General features: G+C 45.0%; 18 protein-coding genes and 3 tRNA genes. 13 read left to right on the plus strand and 8 right to left on the minus strand.

The window, feature by feature from the left end; translation table 11 throughout:
* Positions 1-62 precede the first annotated feature (62 nt).
* Positions 63-524, minus strand: coding sequence for an SAM-dependent methyltransferase (locus tag EHO57_RS05520; protein ID WP_135646134.1), 462 nt, complete (start codon positions 522-524; stop codon positions 63-65).
* Positions 525-638: 114 nt separating this feature from the next.
* Positions 639-1,349, minus strand: coding sequence for a hypothetical protein (locus tag EHO57_RS05525; RefSeq protein WP_135646133.1), 711 nt, complete (start codon positions 1,347-1,349; stop codon positions 639-641).
* Between the two features lie 182 nt (positions 1,350-1,531).
* Between EHO57_RS05525 and sppA the strand changes: the two genes are divergently transcribed.
* From sppA to EHO57_RS05570, 9 genes are all read left to right on the plus strand, one after another.
* Positions 1,532-2,497 carry a signal peptide peptidase SppA gene (sppA, locus tag EHO57_RS05530; RefSeq protein WP_135646132.1) on the plus strand — a complete coding sequence of 322 codons (966 nt, stop codon included), beginning with the start codon at positions 1,532-1,534 and terminating at the stop codon, positions 2,495-2,497.
* 4 nt (positions 2,498-2,501) lie between these two features.
* Positions 2,502-3,104: a hypothetical protein gene (locus EHO57_RS05535; RefSeq protein ID WP_135646131.1), complete on the plus strand. Its 603-nt coding sequence runs from the start codon at positions 2,502-2,504 to the stop codon at positions 3,102-3,104.
* A gap of 24 nt (positions 3,105-3,128) precedes the next feature.
* Entirely contained in the window at positions 3,129-3,881 is a 753-nt protein-coding gene (surE, locus tag EHO57_RS05540) for a 5'/3'-nucleotidase SurE (protein ID WP_135646130.1), read from the plus strand.
* The gene (locus EHO57_RS05545; RefSeq protein WP_135646129.1) at positions 3,878-4,582 is read left to right on the plus strand and encodes a tetratricopeptide repeat protein; all 705 of its coding nucleotides are present in this window, start codon (positions 3,878-3,880) and stop codon (positions 4,580-4,582) included. The genes surE and EHO57_RS05545 overlap by 4 nt, the downstream gene beginning before the upstream one ends.
* Positions 4,583-4,629: 47 nt before the next feature.
* Positions 4,630-4,701 (plus strand) — tRNA-Pro (locus EHO57_RS05550).
* A 22-nt stretch (positions 4,702-4,723) separates the two neighbouring features.
* Positions 4,724-4,800 (plus strand) — tRNA-Arg (locus EHO57_RS05555).
* Between the two features lie 6 nt (positions 4,801-4,806).
* Positions 4,807-4,882, plus strand: a tRNA-His gene (locus EHO57_RS05560).
* A 126-nt stretch (positions 4,883-5,008) separates the two neighbouring features.
* Positions 5,009-5,251: an AbrB/MazE/SpoVT family DNA-binding domain-containing protein gene (locus EHO57_RS05565; protein WP_135646128.1), complete on the plus strand. Its 243-nt coding sequence runs from the start codon at positions 5,009-5,011 to the stop codon at positions 5,249-5,251.
* Positions 5,248-5,658, plus strand: a complete 411-nt coding sequence (locus tag EHO57_RS05570) for a type II toxin-antitoxin system VapC family toxin (RefSeq protein ID WP_135646127.1) — start codon at positions 5,248-5,250, stop codon at positions 5,656-5,658. Before EHO57_RS05565 ends, EHO57_RS05570 begins: the two co-directional genes overlap by 4 nt.
* Before the next feature lie 31 nt (positions 5,659-5,689).
* On the opposite strand, the gene EHO57_RS05575 is transcribed toward EHO57_RS05570, so the two are convergent.
* Positions 5,690-6,310 carry a hypothetical protein gene (locus tag EHO57_RS05575; RefSeq protein WP_210410047.1) on the minus strand — a complete coding sequence of 207 codons (621 nt, stop codon included), beginning with the start codon at positions 6,308-6,310 and terminating at the stop codon, positions 5,690-5,692.
* A 140-nt stretch (positions 6,311-6,450) separates the two neighbouring features.
* On the opposite strand from EHO57_RS05575, the gene EHO57_RS05580 reads away from it, so the two are divergent.
* Both EHO57_RS05580 and trxA read left to right on the plus strand, forming a co-directional pair.
* Positions 6,451-7,362, plus strand: coding sequence for a TIGR01777 family oxidoreductase (locus EHO57_RS05580; protein WP_135646126.1), 912 nt, complete (start codon positions 6,451-6,453; stop codon positions 7,360-7,362).
* A 51-nt stretch (positions 7,363-7,413) separates the two neighbouring features.
* On the plus strand, positions 7,414-7,731 hold the full coding sequence (gene trxA, locus EHO57_RS05585) for a thioredoxin (protein WP_135646125.1): 318 nt from the start codon (positions 7,414-7,416) through the stop codon (positions 7,729-7,731).
* A gap of 160 nt (positions 7,732-7,891) precedes the next feature.
* On the opposite strand, the gene EHO57_RS05590 is transcribed toward trxA, so the two are convergent.
* The 4 genes from EHO57_RS05590 to metG all read right to left on the minus strand — a co-directional run bounded on the left by EHO57_RS05590 (position 7,892) and on the right by metG (position 16,235).
* A complete protein-coding gene (locus EHO57_RS05590; protein ID WP_135646124.1) occupies positions 7,892-9,619 on the minus strand; it encodes an acyl-CoA dehydrogenase family protein in 1,728 nt (575 codons plus the stop codon).
* A 167-nt stretch (positions 9,620-9,786) separates the two neighbouring features.
* Positions 9,787-11,508, minus strand: a complete 1,722-nt coding sequence (locus EHO57_RS05595; RefSeq protein ID WP_135646123.1) for an alpha-glucosidase — start codon at positions 11,506-11,508, stop codon at positions 9,787-9,789.
* Positions 11,509-11,522: 14 nt separating this feature from the next.
* Positions 11,523-14,156: a [protein-PII] uridylyltransferase family protein gene (locus tag EHO57_RS05600; RefSeq protein WP_135646122.1), complete on the minus strand. Its 2,634-nt coding sequence runs from the start codon at positions 14,154-14,156 to the stop codon at positions 11,523-11,525.
* Positions 14,157-14,204: 48 nt separating this feature from the next.
* The gene (gene metG / locus EHO57_RS05605; protein WP_135646121.1) at positions 14,205-16,235 is read right to left on the minus strand and encodes a methionine--tRNA ligase; all 2,031 of its coding nucleotides are present in this window, start codon (positions 16,233-16,235) and stop codon (positions 14,205-14,207) included.
* Between the two features lie 115 nt (positions 16,236-16,350).
* Here metG and EHO57_RS05610 point away from each other — a divergent pair, with 115 nt between their 5' ends.
* Both EHO57_RS05610 and EHO57_RS05615 read left to right on the plus strand, forming a co-directional pair.
* Complete coding sequence (locus tag EHO57_RS05610; protein WP_135646120.1) at positions 16,351-16,854, plus strand: tellurite resistance TerB family protein; 504 nt, start codon at positions 16,351-16,353, stop codon at positions 16,852-16,854.
* 20 nt (positions 16,855-16,874) lie between these two features.
* Positions 16,875-17,813 carry a hypothetical protein gene (locus EHO57_RS05615; protein WP_135646119.1) on the plus strand — a complete coding sequence of 313 codons (939 nt, stop codon included), beginning with the start codon at positions 16,875-16,877 and terminating at the stop codon, positions 17,811-17,813.
* Between the two features lie 470 nt (positions 17,814-18,283).
* Here EHO57_RS05615 and EHO57_RS05620 read toward each other — a convergent pair whose 3' ends face one another.
* Entirely contained in the window at positions 18,284-19,501 is a 1,218-nt protein-coding gene (locus EHO57_RS05620; RefSeq protein WP_135646118.1) for an RHS repeat-associated core domain-containing protein, read from the minus strand.
* Positions 19,502-19,665 lie beyond the last annotated feature (164 nt).

The raw sequence follows: 19,665 nt of genomic DNA on the forward strand, positions 1-19,665 counted from the left end.
TGAGCGAGAAAACTAAGAGGCTCTCCAGCCCAGTCAATCCAATTCGAAGGAAATATCTTGCTCTATTCCCAATAATTTATCATCAACTCACTCGACCAATCCGGTTGGACCACAGAAGACATAGGAAGGAATTCTCGCATCACAGGCTTGATATCCACCACGGGAGTTCCATCGATCGCATCCAGATATTTTACGAGAAGGTTTCTTCCATCTCTTCTCAACAGTTCTACGATGGTAACACCTAAATGGTTTGGACGGTCCTTCTTTCGTTGGGCAAAGATCCCGACCCTCGGCCATTTCTTATTTTCTCTCGGATGTTCGCTGCCTAGGACAACAGGCTTGTCTATCGCCTTATGAAAAATATATACAATCTCTAAATGGGAGAATGATTCGATCCCATCCAAACTCTCGGTTGGGATATCCTCCTCCAATCGGATCTCGGAGACTATCTCGGCCCAATAATCGTCTTCTGTTTCCTTGCGTGAGTTTGCAACAGTCGCAATCGGTCGAATCGTAAAATCCATATAGCCTCTGTTTTCTTCTATTGAGGCATTGAGACGAAGAATTCGGCAAGAAATTAACAAACGCCGTTATCCTCCATTTCGGATAACAACGCTTGTTTTAGGACCAGAAAGGAGTTATCTGCTCTCGTCGCCTGGTTTTGCGACTAGGAAGTTTTTGATGTACCCGATATTCTCCTCATCGAATTGGAAGGTAAGAGGCTTGGAACCGCTGTATACTCGAATAGTAAATTGGTTCGTTCCAAGAATAGCCTGTTCATCTTCTTTTTTTAAGAGAAAGGTACCGGTAAGTTCCTTATGAGTATGAGAAGCGGTCTGGGTCTTCGTTTGGGAAGAGTGAATACTATTATTTGTCTTCGTAAAATCCACAAATGCACTTTTATGACCGGTACTCGCATTGTTCGAGCTGCTGGATGAAAACCCAGGAGATGTAGACGAGGTAGTAGTCGTAGTCGACGAGAAACTTGTCACCATTTGACTGTTTGCATTTGCTATGATCAAAGGATTCGTTTTATCGCCAATCTTAATGAAACCGGTCTTTTCTAGAGAGCTATCTTCTGTTTCCACATGAATATTAAATCTCACTATGCTAGGGATCGCCTTATTATCCGCTCCAATCTCTCTAGAAAAATCGAAAACAGCGTAATAATGAGCCCAAGAAGCCTCCCCGAATGGCGTACTCACACCTTCGGAAGTCTGTTGCTGTAACTTCATAGAAACAATATGAGAATTCTTGAAATCGTCTCGCACGATGTTTACTTTTCCGAAACTAGCACAGTTCACCGCAAATAACGCAAGGGCCAAAAAACTAAGGATTGTTTTTAACAATTTTCCACTCCAATATCTTTGTATTTGATAAACAATTATTCTTATCCTCCCAGTCAAGTGAAACGGACAGAAGAACTAAAAGCCGTATACAGCCTCGAACAGACCGAGCACACTTCCTAACTTAAACGAATGCCCTCAGCTATTTCATTGACAACGAACCGGTACCAAGATCCTATTTATTTGTGGATCGAAATCGAATCGCCTTAGCCGTTACCTTTGTAGTAACCATCCTTTCCTTACTCGTGGGACTCATTAACCTGGCCTCCAGCGCCTCTCCTTCCAAGCTAACCAGAGTAGACGGTAGCTCCGGATTCGGAACGGATCGACTGGGAGCCACTCTCATCAAGATAGAAGGAGAGATCCACTCCGGATCTTCCAGCTATGAGTCCGCCGGAGCGCAAACCATACTACACCAACTGAGAGCCGTCGAAGACGATTCGAATATCGTGGGAGTCCTGATAGAGATCAACTCACCGGGCGGCTCCGTAGGCGCTTCTCAAGAGATCTATAAAGAGATCATGTATCTCCGCAAAGAAAAGAATAAGAAGGTCGTAGTCTCCATGAAGGACATCGCCGCTTCCGGAGGATATTATATAGCTTCCGCAGCGGATAAGATCTACGCGTTAGGCGGAACACTCACAGGCTCCATCGGAGTGATCGCAATCGCTCCGAATATCAAAGGCCTTTTGGATCGCTACGGTGTCAAGGTCCGCACTTTCAAGGAAGGAAAATACAAGGACTCACTCTCTCTCTTCCGGGACAATACACCTGAAGAAGATACGATGATCCAGAAAATGCTCTCCGACACATACGAAGAATTCGTCGAAGACGTAGCCAAAGGAAGGAACCAGACCGTTAAGTTTGTAGAAGCCTTGGCAGAAGGAAGAGTATATTCAGGCCAAGACGCATTCCGGAACAAGCTAGTAGACGATATAGGCGGAAGAAGAGAAGCATTAGCAGAACTCTCCAAGCTCTGCAACTACGAGGGAACCCTTCCACTCTACGAAGAAGAAGCGAATCCTTGGGATAAATTCTTTCAATTGCTGCAAGCTAAGTCCGGCAGTGTATTCGGCGGAGAAAAAGCGATCCTGCAAGAGCTGAAAAGATCTCCAGTTCTCGTTCTATATCCACAGGCAATGGCTTGGTAAGATTGTGCTAAAAGAATTATTTTTTAGATTCATAGACTTACTTGATGCGGTCTTGTTCGAACCCTTTCGTGCGGAGAATGTGATCTCCTCATGGGGAACCAATCCTCTTAGATCGGTTTGGACCTTTATCCTATTCCTCTCCTCATTGAGTGCGGGAGCCGGTTATGTTTTCATTTCCCCTCCTTTTACGAACCGAAGCGTAGGACAATTGATCACTGCGGCGATCGCTCACTTGATCTTCTTCCTTCTTCTTCCGTATGCAGTCGCGTTCATCACTGACGGTTATGCGCAGAGTAGAGGAAGAAAAGGGAACGCTGCCATATTTCTGCATTTCGTGCGCTTCTCCCTTTCCTTATTCCTCACTGCCGGGGCCTGGGGGATCCTACTCTCTCAATTCGGATTAAAGGGAAGCTTCGGGATCGTCACTTTGTATACGATCCATTACGGATTCTTTATCACGGTAATGGTGCGTGGGACTTCCTATATCTACGATCTGAAATTCAGGGATTCCTTAGTGATCAATTTAACTACCTTTCTAATCACTTTCTTTCTTCCCTTAAGCATGTACTTTGCTATCATTTCCTCGTTTACACCGGCTTTTCAATAGGAGAAATCACAAAAGAACTCTCGCATGAACATCCTGATCACGAACGACGACGGAATTTCCTCGAATGGAATTCTTGCCTTAGAAAAAGTTCTGGGAAAAGAGCATAATACATTCTTAATCGCACCTCTAAAGGAACGCTCTGCAACTTCCATGGCTCTTAGCATTCACGATTCTTTGAGAGTAGAGAAGGTGAATGAGAACCATTATATCGTAGATGGTTACCCGGTGGATTGCGTGAACATAGGGCTTCATGGAAATATCTTTCCTAAGATCGACCTGGTACTCTCCGGTATCAATCGTGGAGTGAATATGGGCCACGACGTTCACTATTCCGGCACAGTGGGTGCTGCGAGACATGGAGCCATCCACAATCGACGCTGTCTAGCTGTGAGTTCCGGGAATTGGGATAAGAGTTACGATTATATAAAAGAAGCGGAGCTCGTACGGGAAATACTCCGAGCCTGGACAGAGAACTTTCTGTCTGGCATCGTATACAATATCAATATCCCCGAAAAATTCGAGGCCTCGCTTTCTTCTGTCGAAGTAGCCAGACTTGGCAAGAGAACCTATGTGGATACCTATGAGTCCAAACCGATCATCGGAGGGATCTCCGAATTCTTCTTAGGAGGATCCGATCTAGGACATATACAAGAAGAAGGGACCGATTTCGATATCTTCTTCAAAGGTAAAGTACCCATTACACCTCTTAGCTTGGACCAAACCGAGAGATCGGAACTGGAAGAGTTCAAGAAAAGGATCCACGCAAGATCAAAATGACGGAGAAGAAGACCCCAAGAAAAATTCCTGCCAAAAGAAGGATCTTCACCGAGATCCTAAAGGAAAACTATACTTTCGCGATCACCCTCATAGACAGAGAGATGGCCGAAACAGGAAAGGATCCGGAACTACTTTACAATTTTGCAATATGTTGTTCCAGAACAGGAAACCACAAGAAATGCGTTTCCGTCCTGGAAGAATTGATGGAAGCCTTTCCTAAATTCTCCGAAAGGGATAACGCATTCCGGATGATGATCTATTCCATGATCAAGACCGGAAACTACAAGCTTGCGATCGAAAAGACAGACGAAAGATTAAAGCTTGCAGTCGACGATATCGTATTATTATCCCTAAAGGCTTCCGCTCAGGAAAAATCTGGAAACACAAAGGCCGCGATCGAAACCCATCTTAGGATACTCAGACTCAGACCGGACCATAAAAACAGCCTGAACTCGGTGGCCTACTTGCTCTTAGAAGGAAAAGAACCCAAACCGGAAGAGATCAAAATGGCAATGGAGAATCTAAAACGGGCTCTCCAGCTTGAACCGGACAATGCGGCTTATTTGGATTCCTTCGGAGTGCTTCTTTCCAGATTAGGCAAAACGGACGAAGCAAGAAGAGCTTTCGAAAAGGCCCTGGTCAAAGCTCCTTCCGAAGATATTATTTTGGAACATCTGAAAAAACTCGCTCAAAGCAAGTAACAAGCAGCTTGACACCTCGCCCTTCTGCGAAATTATGGATTACGATCCGGGATGTAGCGCAGTGGTAGCGCATCTGTTTTGGGTACAGAGGGTCGCAGGTTCAACTCCTGTCATCCCGAATCCCTCTTTTACAAAACAAAAGACTCGGTAGCTCAGTTGGATAGAGCAACTGCCTTCTAAGCAGTGGGTCGGGGGTTCGAATCCCTCTCGGGTCACCAAACATGGTGGACGTAGCTCAGTTGGTAGAGCTCCAGATTGTGGTTCTGGCTGTCGCGGGTTCAAGCCCCGTCGTTCACCCCAGTTTTCTTCTAACACCAATCAATTTTACAAAATCAATAAGATCCAAAGGAGCTCGAAGCTTTTGCACGAAAGCAGGCCCCTATTTTCATCTTGACAACTCCTTACTTTTTTTGTTATCGTAAGGAAATGAAGCTCCGATCCAAAATCACTTCAAAGTATCAAATTACAATTCCAAAGGAAATCAGGGATTCCCTAAAACTTTCTATGGAAGATGTAATTGAATGGTCTATCGACGAGCACGGTATTCATATCGAATCCGCAAATAAACCCTTTTTGAAATACCAAGGTTTTCTGAACGAAGGATCGACCGATATTAAATTGGATATTAAGAAAGCTTGGGAAGAAAGAGCTAAAAGATACTCTAAATGAAACTCATTTTAGATACCAATTGTTTCATTTCATTCTTAAATCGAAGGAACCAAGAACAACATGAAAAAATGGTCTCGTTTTGGGAGAAAGTTTCCCGCTTAGAATATGAAGTTATATTAACTTCCCACAACGTCTCCGAGATAGTTTTTGTATTTAAAAGTATCTATTCCGTTGAGCAGAAGGAGATCAATCAACTCATCCAGGATCTTTTAGCAAACCCAGGAGTCTCCTTTGAACCAGCTTATTATCCGGATATAATTCTATCCTTGTGGCCGAAAAGTATCAAAGATTACGGAGACGCAGTTTTAGCTGCAGCAAGCAGAATATTAGAAGTGCAAATTGTGACCTTCGATCAGGAATTCAGCAAATCCCTAAAAAAGCTCGGAATGGACCCTTATCTGATTTGAATGTCGCTGATCAAATAAAGAACCAACTTGTTTATTCCAAAACCTGAATGTCTTTCAGGCAGACATCTTTTCCGATCTCATCGAAATTGCCTTGGACTGCCCAGATGCTAATTCCTTTCGGATAATCCTTTTGAGGAACAGAAGAAAAGTTACTATGCAGAGGAATATGGACCGTATCCGATCCGGAGAAATCCAAAACCTTGGTCTCGTAATCCGTATCGTCAGGCAGTCTGGATTCTTTATCTACGTTGATCGCTTCTCTCAAGACGATCCTGAGTTTTAGTTTCGGGGTCTTGGTAGAACAAGCGCTAACTTGGATCTCTTTCCAAGGAGTTGGTCGATATACTCCATCCTTCAAACGATGCGTAAGTCTTAGCTCCAGATCGAAATCCGATTTTTGAGAAGAAGGTCTTAATTTTCTCCATTCTGTCTTTGGATTTCCGTCCGCAAGATACGGAGCCTGAGAGGATCTATCTTCCAGATAGGAGTCCGTGAAATCAAAACGTAAAAAAGGAGGTTCGGATTTGTACGACTCCAACTTGGAGATCGTAGAAGAATACAGGTAATAATTGCAAATTGCCAATCCGACCACGAAAATTAAGGCAAAGATCTTTGGAACGGCGTTCGATTTTATTGGATCCACTCGTTTCATCTTCCGATTTCCGACGCAAGAAGCAACTCGGATTTCCTTTCTTCTTGTCGAATCGAAACCGATTTCGAATCATGATCCCCAGAAGAATTTAGGCAAAAAGTTTTTAATTCTTCCTACCAAGTTATGGGGAGCTTCGCCTTATGCTCATTGGAATTGCCGGCGGCACGGGACTAATCGGATCCATGTTGGCGATCCGCTTGAAAGCGGAAGGTCATAGAGTCAGGATTTTCAGCCGTAGCGGAAAGCTTCCTCCTCGCCTGCAAAGAATTTCCGAATGGGATGTGCGGATCGGAACTCTTCCCACACGCGCCGACTTAGAAGGAGTCGAAGGGATTATCAATCTCGCAGGAGAACCGATCGCAGGAGTTCGCTGGACCCCAGAATACAAACAGAGGATCCGTTCTTCCAGGGTGGATTTTACGAGAGACTTGGTGGGACGACTGACTTCCATGGGAGAGTTCGGACCCAAATTCCTATTCAACGCTTCCGCAATCGGGATCTACGGTTCCTTCGAAACTGCTACTCCTCCCTTTGATGAGGATAGCCCTCCCGCCGAAGACGAGTTAGGCGTTCTTTGCAAAGATTGGGAAGAAGAAGCACTCGAAGCCCAAAAGGTCGGTATTCGCACGGTTCTTCTTCGCACAGGAGTAGTTCTCACTACAGAAGGAGGAGCACTCTCTTCCATGTTGCCCGCATTCAAATTATTCGCAGGCGGTCCCATCGGCACAGGCAACCAAGTCTTATCCTGGGTACATATCGAAGACCAACTCTCTGCGATCCTATTCCTTCTCCGCAAAGAAGAAGCAAAAGGACCTTTCAATATAGTATCTCCGGAGCCTCTTTCTAACGAGCAGTTCAGTAAAACATTAGGAAAAACGTTAGGACGTCCTGCATTCACTCGCATGCCTTCTTTTGCACTTTCACTCGCTCTCGGCGAAGGCTCGATCGTCGCAACCCACGGCCAAAGAGTGGTGCCAAAAAGACTGCTGGAACTAGGATATAAATTCAGATACCCAAGCTTGGAAGGCGCCCTGCGGAATCTTTTAGGTTAAAAAGAAAAAAACGGATTGTCCATTTCGATTTAGAATGTGTCTAATCTCTGTATGGAAAACACATTACCAGGTTCCTTCAACGACCTACTCAACAACCACGATAAACCGATCCTTGTAGATTTTTGGGCAGAATGGTGTGGCCCTTGTAAAATGGTAGCTCCCGAGCTAGAGAAATTCGCTCAGGCTCATAAAGGGGAAGTCACCGTCGTTAAGATCAATATCGACGAGAAACCTGAACTGGCTCAACAATATGGAGTGCAATCCATTCCTACTCTCGTTCTTTTCAAACAAGGACAGATCGCGGAGAAGGTTGTAGGAGCCATTCCTCAAGCGCAGATGGAAAAAGTCTTCGCTCCTAAATTAGCTTAATTGAATTTGCTTGGGCGGCCCTCTCGCTTCGCGAGAGTCGCGCTGCTCCGTGCTACGCTATCGCTTCGGTCCCAGCTTCTCTCGAATGAATAGACGAGAGTTCTTAAACAGCTGGGACTGATCCTCACACTTCGCATCGCTGCCGCTTAGTACAGCAAGATTACCAGTTTACGATCTCATCTACTTCTTCCGCAGTTAAACGGAAGGCTTCGTAATTCCCTTTCGCTTCCGGCAAGGTCTTGAACAGAAAGGCTCCCATTCCTTTTGCAAATGCATCGAACTTGGATCTCTTCGCTCCAGATTTCCGATCATGAACTGCTTGCTCTAAAAATTCGGAAAGAACCAACGCGCCGTAAGCCTGGTCAGAAAGATCCACTCGATAGGTCTCTTTCCATTCTCTTGGCTTCTCTTCTATATTGCGGTTCCAATCGTTGAGTAAAGCCTCTCCTAAGGAAGCAACCTCTTTGAGTTCAGGATACTCTTTCGCAGCTTGGAAATTCTTTCCTAACTCGGAAACGAAGGAGTCTCGGATCTTAGTACGATTCATCGCTCCCAATGCATGATCGGTGATGATCAGGTGAGTTCCTTCCCAGGTCTCATTGATAATACAATCGTTGTGCAGTCTAGGTAGACAAGTATAGTCCCCGATAATCCCGGAACCTCCCAAGGCCATGATCGCCCTATGAGTGATCAATGAAGAAAGAGAGGAAGAACGGTATTTCATAAGAGGGGTAGAGATCTGTTCCGCGAGGATCCCTTTTTGGGTCCAGTCGATACCTCGGAAGATCGGCATGACCAAAGCCGCATATAGGATCCTGATCTCGGCCAATTCCCTCGCATAAGCGGAGAATTCTTCGATCTTCTTTCCGTAAGCTGTCCTATACCGGGAATACTCCCTTGCTTCCATAAAGGCCCTTCTGGACATTCCCGCAGCGGCCAATCCCACATGCACTCTGGAAGTTCGGATCACGTATCGGATCAGGTTGGCTATCCCGTGGGCAGGACGACCCAAGGCCTCCGCCTCTACGTTCTCGTACACGATCTCGACTGTGAGTTTTCCTTTGGAACCGATAATATCTTTTTTTCTTAATATATGGTGACCGTTCAGTTCCCCGTTATCCTTGATCCGAGGAACCAAGAACAGACCAACCGTATCGGTATCTTCTATCTTAGCGGTGGTAACCCAGAGGTCTCCCGGATTGGAACAGAACCATTTCTCTCCGTTTAAGATCCATTTTCCGTTCTCGCCCTTGGTAGCGATCGTCCGGTTGGCTCCTACGTTACTTCCGCCCACTCTTTCGGTTACGTACTGTCCCGCCATAAAATGGGAGTCGGAACCTTTACCCGCGACCAGAGGAAGGTATTTCTTTTTCTGTTCTTCGGTGCCGATCCCCTGGAGAACGCGGATCATTCCCTCCGTCATTGCGAGAGGACAGGTGACCCCTCCTTCTCCGTTTTGATTGGCAAGATAGGTCAACGCCTGTCTATGTAGATCGGAAAAAGGAAACTTCCATTCATCATGAAAGTCTAAATTAACAATTCCGTAATCGTAGGAGATCTTTCTGGAAAGCTTTTGCTCGTGAGAATATACGATCTGGTCGATCCGCTTTCCTGTTCTGTCGTATTTGACTACTTCTCCGTATTTTCCTTCCTTATGAGAGGCTTCGGTGAGCTCGTCCAGGACTCCTCCCACCAATTGTCCGTATCCTTTGAGGTGATCTATCATCGCCTTTTTATGATCCGGTTTATAATCGGCAGAATATCGATCTATGATCCTTTGGAGGATCTTGTCTTCTTCGTAAAAATTCTTACCTCGATTTCCCGGATAACCTGTGAGATCGTAGGCGGATAAGGCGGGGTTCTCCGCAGAGTAAAGAGTATGACTCATAGCAATTCCCGAAGATGGATTCTTCTATCGCAATAATAAGCCTTTATGGTACGACTGCGAGAACTTTTTCCGGGACTATAGCCACGCTTGGCCCGATTGAACGTCGTTTGTTTGGAAGGAAAAGATCTGGACGGCTATAGAACGGATCGAGAAATCGCAAAGTCCTCTTAGTATTCGAGGACCATTCCTTCGTAAGGAGCGATCTCGAAGACTACCGGGATTTCCATCTTCTCCGGTTTTCTATGAGTGGAGATCAAGATCTGAGCAGTGCGATTCGCATTCGCCACGATCTTCTTGGATTCGTTCTCAAAGTTAAGAATGATCAGACACTTCTTCTTATCGTATTCCCGAGTGTATTGTAATACGCCGGGAGGAGAATCGTAATCCAGGGCTATGGTTCCCTTTTTCAGGATCTCATTCCCCTTACGAAGCCATATTAGCTTTTTATAAAAATTTAAAAGACTTTCTATGCTACGGGACTGGGTTTCCACATTGATCGTATCATGCTGAGAGAAAACCGGAAGCCAAGGCTCCCCTTCGCTGAATCCCGCGTTCTTATCGGCAGACCAGCACATCGGAAGACGGCAATTGTCTCTGCTTGGATACACCGGCCAATAGCGAATACCCACTGGGTCCTTGATCCTATGCTTCGGAACCCTCTCATCCATCATTCCGAGTTCCTCTCCATAATACAGAAAAGGAGTTCCTCTCAGAGTGAGTAACATCATCGCAGCGATCTTTGCACGATGAACTGTTTCCCTTCCCTTAGCATATCGAGTAATATGGCGACGAAAATCATGATTACTTAATGTATAGTTGGGCCATCCGCGATCTCGTAGGTATTTCTCCCATTCCTTGATCACGTCCCTGAATTTTTCCGCCTTCCAAGGAGTGTAGAAGAATGCGAAGTTGAACGCAAGATGCAGCTCGTCCCCTTTGTCTCCGTAATAGGAAGCAGGAAGAGCGCTCGTGCCGGGAGGTTCCATCATGACTTCTCCCACCGACATCTTGTCTCCGTAAGAATCCAAAAGTTTACGAAGATCTTTCAGGATATCGTGCATTTCCGGACGATCCCGATCGTAAATATGGTTCTGTTGGTCGAACGGCCTTGCGATCCATCTCTTACGAGGATTGCTTCTGAGCTCGGCGTCCTTAACGAATAAGTTCACTACGTCCAGACGGAAACCGTCTACTCCCATATCCAACCAGAAGCGGACCATATTAAAGATGGCTTTTTTGACTTCCGGATTTCTCCAGTTCAAGTCCGGCTGTTCGGCTAAGAAGGAATGATAATAATATTGCTCCGTATGCTTGTCGTAAGTCCAAGCCTTTCCACCAAAGGTCCCCATCCAATTGTTCGGGGCTCCTCCTTTGACTGGATCCCTCCAAATGTACCAATCCCTTTTAGGATTATCTTTCGAAGAGCGGGATTCGAGGAACCAAGGATGCAAATGAGATGTATGGTTCGCAACCAAGTCCATGATGATACGGATCTTTCGTTTATGAGCTTCTTTTAATAAACGTCTGAATGAATCCAAGCTCCCGAAGACAGGATCTATATTCTCGTAATCCGAGATATCATATCCGAAATCGAACATAGGAGAAGGATAAATAGGAGAAAGCCAGATAGCATCTATGCCTAGGGAATTCTGAGTACCGTCGTTGAGATAATCCAATTTTTGGATAATACCATCTAGATCGCCTACTCCATCCCCGTTGGAATCCTTAAAACTCCTAGGATAGATCTGATAAACGACCGCGTTCTTCCACCAGTCCGGGTCGATTTTTTTGGAACGGTGTACAGGGGCCGGCTTCTTGGTGCGCCTGGCCGTAGCCCCGATAGCTTTTTTGCTTTTGGAAGCGACTGTGGAACGACTTTCCGAATCCATTCTGGGGACCATTTTTAAAAGACGAGTTCCCCTGTCATCCTTTCCACTGGCTGAATTCTTAAGATCCGAGCTTCCAAAGATCGTAATAATTCGGGGTCCTTGACCTGCTCCCCTTCTGCTGTTTGCAAATAAAACGAATCATATGCGTAGTCTGCCGAAGTAGAAACTCGTAAATAAGAAACCTTTAAACCGAAGTCGAATACCTTTCTTAGGATCCTGTATACCAAACCGACCATATCCGGCATCCGGACCTCCATGATCGTAGTGTCTGTCAGATCCTCGTTAGAGAAACGAACGGATCGATTCACTATGCTTTCCGGTATCGTCTTACGTGGATTCCATTCCGTTCTTTCGAAGGCGATCTTATCTCTTTGCAATTCTCCGGAAGCCATCAGCCTTAGCTTTCCTTCCATACGGGAGATCTTTTCCGCAGGAATATTGCCGCTGCCCTGTGAGTCTGTGATCTGAAGAATATGAATATGAAATTCTCCGTGGGCATAGCTCTGCATTCCGACAAGGCTCAAGCCTTCGGAAGAAACAGAACAGCATAGATCTAAAAGGATTTCAGGAATATTACGGCTAACCACTTCTACCGTTACGAATGCAGGATCCTGTTCCGAATCGAAGAGAAGATCGTTCCCTTCTTCTTGACTTAGGATCGCGATCGCTTTAAAATGTTTTAATATTTTACGATTGGAAACCGTTTTTAAAAAACTAGCAGGGATCACGGAGTAAGCAAAAGAAGCGATCGATTTCGCGATCTTAGCATCCTGTCCTTCTTTTTCCGTGAGATAAGCGACCAGATCCTTACAGAGTGCGAGTCTTTCCTCTTCTCCGTGAGCGTATTCGTCGTCCGGTTTCTTATTTCGGAATGCATCTATCGCATTTTTATAAAGTTCATTTAAGATAGCCTTTTTCCAATTCGTGAGCACATTGCTGCCGACGGACTTTGTATCTATAATAGTAAGGACGTATAGAAGTTTTAACCTCTCCGCATTAGCGACAGTCCTCGCAAAATTTCGGATCAAAACCTTGTCCGAAATATCTCTCTTGGAAGAAAGCTCCGACATGAGAATATGCTTCTCGACTAAGAATCTGAACAGGTCCGTATCCTCTTCCGAAAGGCCCAAACGAGAACCCACAGATACCGCGAGCTCCGCTCCATATTCGGAATGATCTCCTTCCTTTACCTTCCCCGCATCATGAAGAAGAATGGCAAGAGCAAGGATCTCGGTCTTAGTGCATTCTTCGTAAACTTGAGCGATATCCTTGTCTTCGAATTCGTTCTTATCCAAGCGATCCAATTCGTATAGGATGAGAAGAGTATGTTCGTCTACGGTAAACTCATGATGATAACTGAATAACGGGAAGTTTGTGCAGGCCCCAAACTCGGGAAGAAGAGCACCGAGCACCTGGCATTCATGCATTAATTTTAATATTTTTCCCCTATCCTTAGGGTTACGAAGAATGTTCAAAAATTCCCCGTTTACCTCCGCAGAATAACGGAAGTCATCATCCAGAAAATGGGAAGCGAATCGGATCTCGCTCAGAAGACTTCCCGAGATCCGGAAACCGGTCTCCTGTATCATTCTAAAGGTAAGAAGGATATCCTTATAGATCGTATGGGGATCCGCGAATAGATTTCCTTCGACAGGAGGAAATACCGTATTCTCTATCCGATTGAAACGAACCCCTTCATAAACGAGATCGTGACCACGATCGGATTTTCTGGACTCTATTATAGAATCCAAATATAAGCGGATCGTAAAGAACACGTTTTTCTGATGGCTGTAGAGAATGTTCATGAACTTCTCTACGGTCTGGAGTTCTTCTTTCTTGCCGAAGCCGAGGTATTCCGCGACCTCAGGTTGCAAATTCAGATCCAATCTGTCGTTCTTTCTGCCCGAGATCACATGCAATGCGATCCGCGTTCTTACCAGAAAATCATATGCTTCTTCCAAGGCTTGGACGTCCCCGTTCTTAAATACGGGAAGATGGGCCAGTGCACCCAAGGATTGGATGGGGCTTGTGGACTTCTCCTTCCAATATACGTACTGGATGTCCCTGAGTCCGCAGATATCCGTCTTCAGATTGGGTTCCGAAAGAAGGATAGGCCTTCCTTCTCGAAGAAATCTTTCGGAGAGTTGGCTTTCTTTTGCCTCGTTGTACCTTGTGGCGTACTTTGCAGGGAGCTTGTCCAAGAAATCGGTTTGGTATTTCTTAAATAACTCTCTGGAGCCTGTGAGAAATCGACTGTCCAGAATGGCATGATAACTGGACATATCGTCCAGATAACGAAAGGACTCTTTGATAGTACGGCAAGTATGACCGACTTCCTTTCCGGAATCGTAAAAGAAGGTATTTATGGAAGAAATGATCTCGGAAAGCTTCGCATCCGGAACTCCATTATGCAGATATAATATATCCACGTCGGAGTGAGGAGCCATCTCCATTCTTCCATAACCGCCTAACGCTACAATGGCGATCTCTTCTCCCTTTTTCAGGATACCCGAGACCTTTTCGTAGCGATTCCTAAGAAATGAATCTATGATAAAGGTAAGTTGCCTGGAAACCAATCGGCCGGAAACGGTTCGGCTCTTTTCCAAAAGCCTTTGGAAACTATAGGAAATATCTAATTCTAAAGGCATACTCTACCGATCTCGGTCTTCTTATTTGACCGATTTATTAGACTCTTCTTATTTCAGCTTATCGCCTGGTTGCGCTCCGCGATGAGGAACAAAAAGACTCAAGCCTTCTCCTTCTCCCGCAGCCAAAAGCATTGCTTCGGAAACCCCGAACTTCATCTTTCTCGCTTTCAGGTTCGCAACCGCAACGATGCTTAAACCAACAAGATCCTCAGGCTTATAAGCGGCTTTTATCCCAGCGAAAACGTTCTTGGTCCCAAGAGGTCCCAGATCCAATTTCACTTGGACAAGCTTATCCGCTCCATCCACAGGACCCGCTTCCAGGATCTTACCGACCCTTAGATCGACCTTACTTAATTCTTCGATAGAGATCTCGGAAAGATTCGCTACTCCTTCCGTTTTAGGAGCAATGGCACTCTCCGGTTTAGCAGTTTGGCTTGCGTTTTCTTCCAACATAGTTTGAATCGCTTTTTCCTCTACGCGTTTAGTGATCATTTCATATGCGGCCACTTTCGTTCCTTCCAGATCGGAAGAAAGATCCGCAAATTCCGGCTTCTTATCCAAGCCTAACAGTTTATATACTTTCTCTCCGGCCTTTGGTGCGACAGGATAAAGATAAATGGAAAGAATTCGAGCTGCATTCAAAGCCACAGTGACTGTTTCTCTCGCAAGCTCAGCGTCCGTTTTGATCTGGATCCAAGGAGCAAGATCGTTCACGTACTTGTTAGCGATATCTCCTAAGCGAGAACATTCCTTCATCACTCTGGTATAATTGCGAGTCTCATACCATTCTCTGATCTTGGACTCCGACGCTCTCAGTTCATCCAGGATCTTACGACCCTCTTCGCTTAGTTTACCGAGCCTTCTATCAAGTTTATCTAATATAGAAGTGGAAGTCCTAGAAACCAAGTTCACAAAATTCCCGACAAAATCCGAGTTCACTTTGGCAGTATAATCGTCAAAGGAAAGATCCAAATCGTCCATTCCCGGCCCGAGCTTTCCCGCCAGATAAAAACGAAGGTGCTCCGGATCCAAGTGTTTCAGATAACCTTCGGCCTTGATGAAAGTGCCTCTGGATTTGGACATCTTCTCGCCATTGACCGTAATGAATCCATGGACATGCACTTGAGAAGGAGAACGATAACCGCTTCCCTCCAAGGTCGCAGGCCAGAAGAGAGTATGGAAATACAGAATGTCCTTGCCTATAAAATGGAAGATCTCCGCCTTCTCATCCTTCCAAAAGGAATCGAAACGAGCACGATTTCCTTTAAAGAAATGTAAACTAGATGCCATATAACCGATGGGAGCATCCAGCCAAACGTAGAAATACTTTTCGACTTCTCCGGGGATCTTGAATCCGAAATAAGGCCCGTCCCTGGAAATATCCCAATCTTGCAAGCCTGCCTCGAACCATTCCTTTAGCTTTTTGCGGACTCCATCCACAACATGATTCTCTTTTTCCACCCAGTCGGAGAGATACTTCTCGAAATCCCCAAGCTTGAAGAAGATATGCTTGGAGTTGCGACTAACGGGAGGAGTTCCGCATAAGGAACAATGGGAATTCTTTAGATCCTTAGGGGAATAAGTGGCTCCGCAGACTTCGCAGCTATCGCCGTATTGATCGGGACTACCGCAATTCGGGCAGGTTCCCTTGATAAAACGATCCGGAAGGAACATCTTATCAGTATCGCAATAAGCCTGCTCTATCTCTCTTTCTGCGATATGTCCTCTTTGCTTTAAGGAAAGATAGATCTCTTCGGAAAGAACTCGATTCTCTTCGGAGTTAGTGGTATAATAATTATCGTATTCAACCAAGAAGCCGGAAAGATCACGATAATGTTCCGTCCTTACGCGATCGATCAATTGCTCGGGACTGATACCTTCTTTTCTCGCAGCCAACATGATTGGAGTACCATGAGTGTCGTCTGCACAGAAAAAATGGCATTCGTGACCGGCAGTCTTTTGGTACCGAACAAAAATGTCGGTTTGGATTGCTTCTAATACGTGACCTAAGTGGATAGGACCGTTAGCGTATGGCAAAGCGGAAGTAACGAGAATCTTACGTTTTGATTCGGCTCTCACAGAGTCAAGTTGAGAAAAATTACCGCAAAAGCAACATGGATTTTCATTGCAAAACGATTGGTTCGATTAAAATACAACGGAAAAAAGGGAATGCCCTCATAAGGAAGGCTATAAGATGGAAAGGGTTTCATCCTTGGCGAGTAAGGTTCTACCAGGCCATGAGTTCTATGAAAAATTCCAGAAAAGTCTGGATCGGGAAACCGAGATCTTTCAACTCAAGATGAATTATGCCAAGGTCTTAGTCAGCCTTTGGTCTTACTCTTGCCATGCGGACGGCGTTTTCCATAGAAAAGAAGGAAACTTGGTGGGACAAATGGTCAAGGCCATGTTCGACAAGGATTGCATTTTTGATCATCACCACGATCAAAAGGCAGAGATCGTCGAAGAACTTTCCGAAGTATTCGAATCCCCACTTCCCATCAAAATGATCACTGATTTCGCGGAAGGAAATCCTGTGCTCGCAACGAACTTTTACGAAGATGCAGTTTGCATCGTGACTGCAGATGGGAAATTTACAGTAAGAGAAAAAGAATTTTTAGAGGATCTCGCCAAAGAATTAGAGATCTCCTCTATGGATAAGAAGAATATCGAAAATAAATACGCGGGCGACGAAGAGTAAAATCGGTCGCCCGACCTTGCATGCCTCCTAGTATTACGTTTTTATTGTTCGCCTATTTAGGCCTTCAATTCCTACTCTCCGGTCCCTTTTTACAATTTCTTGTAAACATCTTCTCCTATAGATTGTTCAAGTTCCGTTGGTTTACGCCGGGCATACTACTCCCCGGGCTCTGGGTCTGGGCAAAGCATTTCATTATCCATTTTCCTGGAGAATTGGGAACCGATATAGTACACGCAAAGGGAAACCAGATCCATTTCAGGATATCCTTTGCCAAGTTATTTAAAGGAAAATTAATATTCAAAGGAGTGAATATACGCTCCTTCCACATGGACTATACAAATCGAGTGGACTCCCGAAAGAAGATAGAGTTCCTACCGAGGCGGGGAAGGATACAATTCCGACTGGAAAAGGTCGCTCACTCCAGCATAGACATAGAGGACAGAACCCTGACTCCTGTCTTTACCATACAGATCAGGGATATCCGAGTGGAGAACGGGCTCTTGGATGCAGGATCTCCTCTAGAGATCTTGTTCAGAAGTAGAATGGGCTCCTGTCGCTTAGGAAGAGAAGGTTTACTCCGAACAGGAACACTCCGAAGCGGGGACCGAGGCTATCTGAATCTAAGCGGGATCACTTGGGGAGAATTAGCCGGTTTAGAGATCATACCATTGCCCTTATTCAAGAAGCAGGTCCATCTCACAGTAGAGTTCCGGCATATAGACGAAAATCATACCGACTTCGAAGGAACCTTAGTGCATACAAATCCGGAAGAAGAAGGAGAAAACGAAACGTATCCATTCCGTTTCGGAGTCGACTGGAATGAATTCAATCTTCCTTTCGATCTTGCCTTACGTAAACTGATCATGGAATTATTCTTACAAACCAAGTTAGAAGGCCTAATGGCCAGGACACTGCAAACGATCGCGAAAGGGATCCGGCTTTTTTTAGGGAAGGATTGAATACGATTAAATTTTCCTCCTACCTCTGGGCGACCCCGCTACAGCGGGCCGGGCTACTACGGGTTCGCTACCGCTCATCCCTTCGCCACTCCATTACTTTTATCTAAACTCTTCTTCAATCTCTGCTCGGGACTGAAGCCCTGCGTATCCCTGTCGCAGGGTGTGAGCGGGGGCGGATTTCTTTTATTAAACCCAAACAACCAAGTCAATTACCCTTAAATAAAAAGAAAATTTGTCATTTTAATTATTATGAATATGCGTGCACCCTAAATACGAGACAGGAAATACATTCGCTGCATGTTGCTTTTCTGCAGCGGTATAGTTGGGACTCTCAATTATAGAATTATAAGTAATTACAATAGTTTTTATACATTTTTGCCTAAGCACTTCATCAGATGGCATGTCGCAACTAATAGTCAAAAATAAAATAGTTAATAATATAATGAATTTATAAATTACTTCAATCCTGCTCATAAAAATAGAGGTAAATACTCCCATATGTTCTGCTCCGTAATTATATCTGAGTAGATTCCGAAAATAAACGCTAAAGATGGATCATTTCTGACTATAGCACCAAAAATCTGCTCTACCAGAACGTTGCTACCGTATAAATCGGTTCCTGCTAAATGATCCGCATGAGATTCCAAAAAAGGAGTCCCGTTTCTTTGGGAAGGTCGTCTCAAAATCCTTCCAAAGAAATCAATACCATTCATACTATAAAACTCATCAACATGACCATACTCATGTTTCAAAGTAGCATTCCATTCCATATGGCCAAACCAATCTCCAGGTTTCTTATACATAAATACCACAGGACCGGGGGTTAATCCTCCGCCATTATTTAATACTGGAAAATCATGAAATAGGTTACCTAATCCAGAATTGGTCACTAACACTGCCCCATGCTTAAAGCTATACTGAGGTAGTCCTTTACCTGTGACAAGATTGTATAGTGTACCAAACTGTGAATCAAGGAAAAGGATCTGCGAATCCAACAATAGCGTCGGAATTCTTAGGATCCAGCGGCCAACTTGCGCTAAGCCTTTACCCAACAAGCTATGACTCAAATCATGTCCTATCGATTGGAAGCTCGGGCTATTTCCGTTGTGGAAATTCTTACCAAGTATATGACCAACGATCCGGTTGAACATGTGGATCGCCTGAGATAAGTTCACATGCCCATTCGGGTCTATGCTATTAGTAGGGTTTCCTCCCACGTACATGTATCTGTTAAGACCATTAATCCCCTGGTTCGCTCTATCATCCGCCTGGATGAATCTCGCCAAGAATGGATCATAATAGCGGGATTTGTAGTAGTAAAGCCCAGTGTCCTCATCTAAGATCTGGCCAGTAAACTTGTAACGGAATATATCAGGACCACTAGATTCGGTGTTGTTCATCTCTCCATAAGGAAGGTAACCTACGTAGCTAGTCCCTGATCTTCCTGGACCGGATACTGGGTTCCCATTGCCATCTGTGAGCATCGACGTTGAGCCAAGTCTGTCCGTCTGGTAAAAGAATCCTCCTACCGCAGGCACACCCGATCCGTCTATGCTGCTACTGCTACTCTTAGAACCGATCGCTGTCGTGTTTTCTAAGGCAGACGGAATTAGATTCCAAGGCCCTGCGTTGCTTTTGGGCGACCCCGCTTCCGCGGGCCGGGCTACTTCGGGTTCGCTACCGCTCATCCCTTCGCCACTCCATTACTTTTATCTAAACTCTTCTTTACTCTCTGCTCGGGACTAAAGCCCTGCGTATCCCTGTCGCAGATTGTGAGCGAGGATTTCTCTTCTTTATTTTAGCTTCGCTGCACAATTGTGCAGTTGGGGTTAATTGATAGATTCTCAAAATA

It is taken from the genome of Leptospira langatensis (genome assembly GCF_004770615.1).
Lineage (GTDB): Bacteria > Spirochaetota > Leptospiria > Leptospirales > Leptospiraceae > Leptospira_B > Leptospira_B langatensis.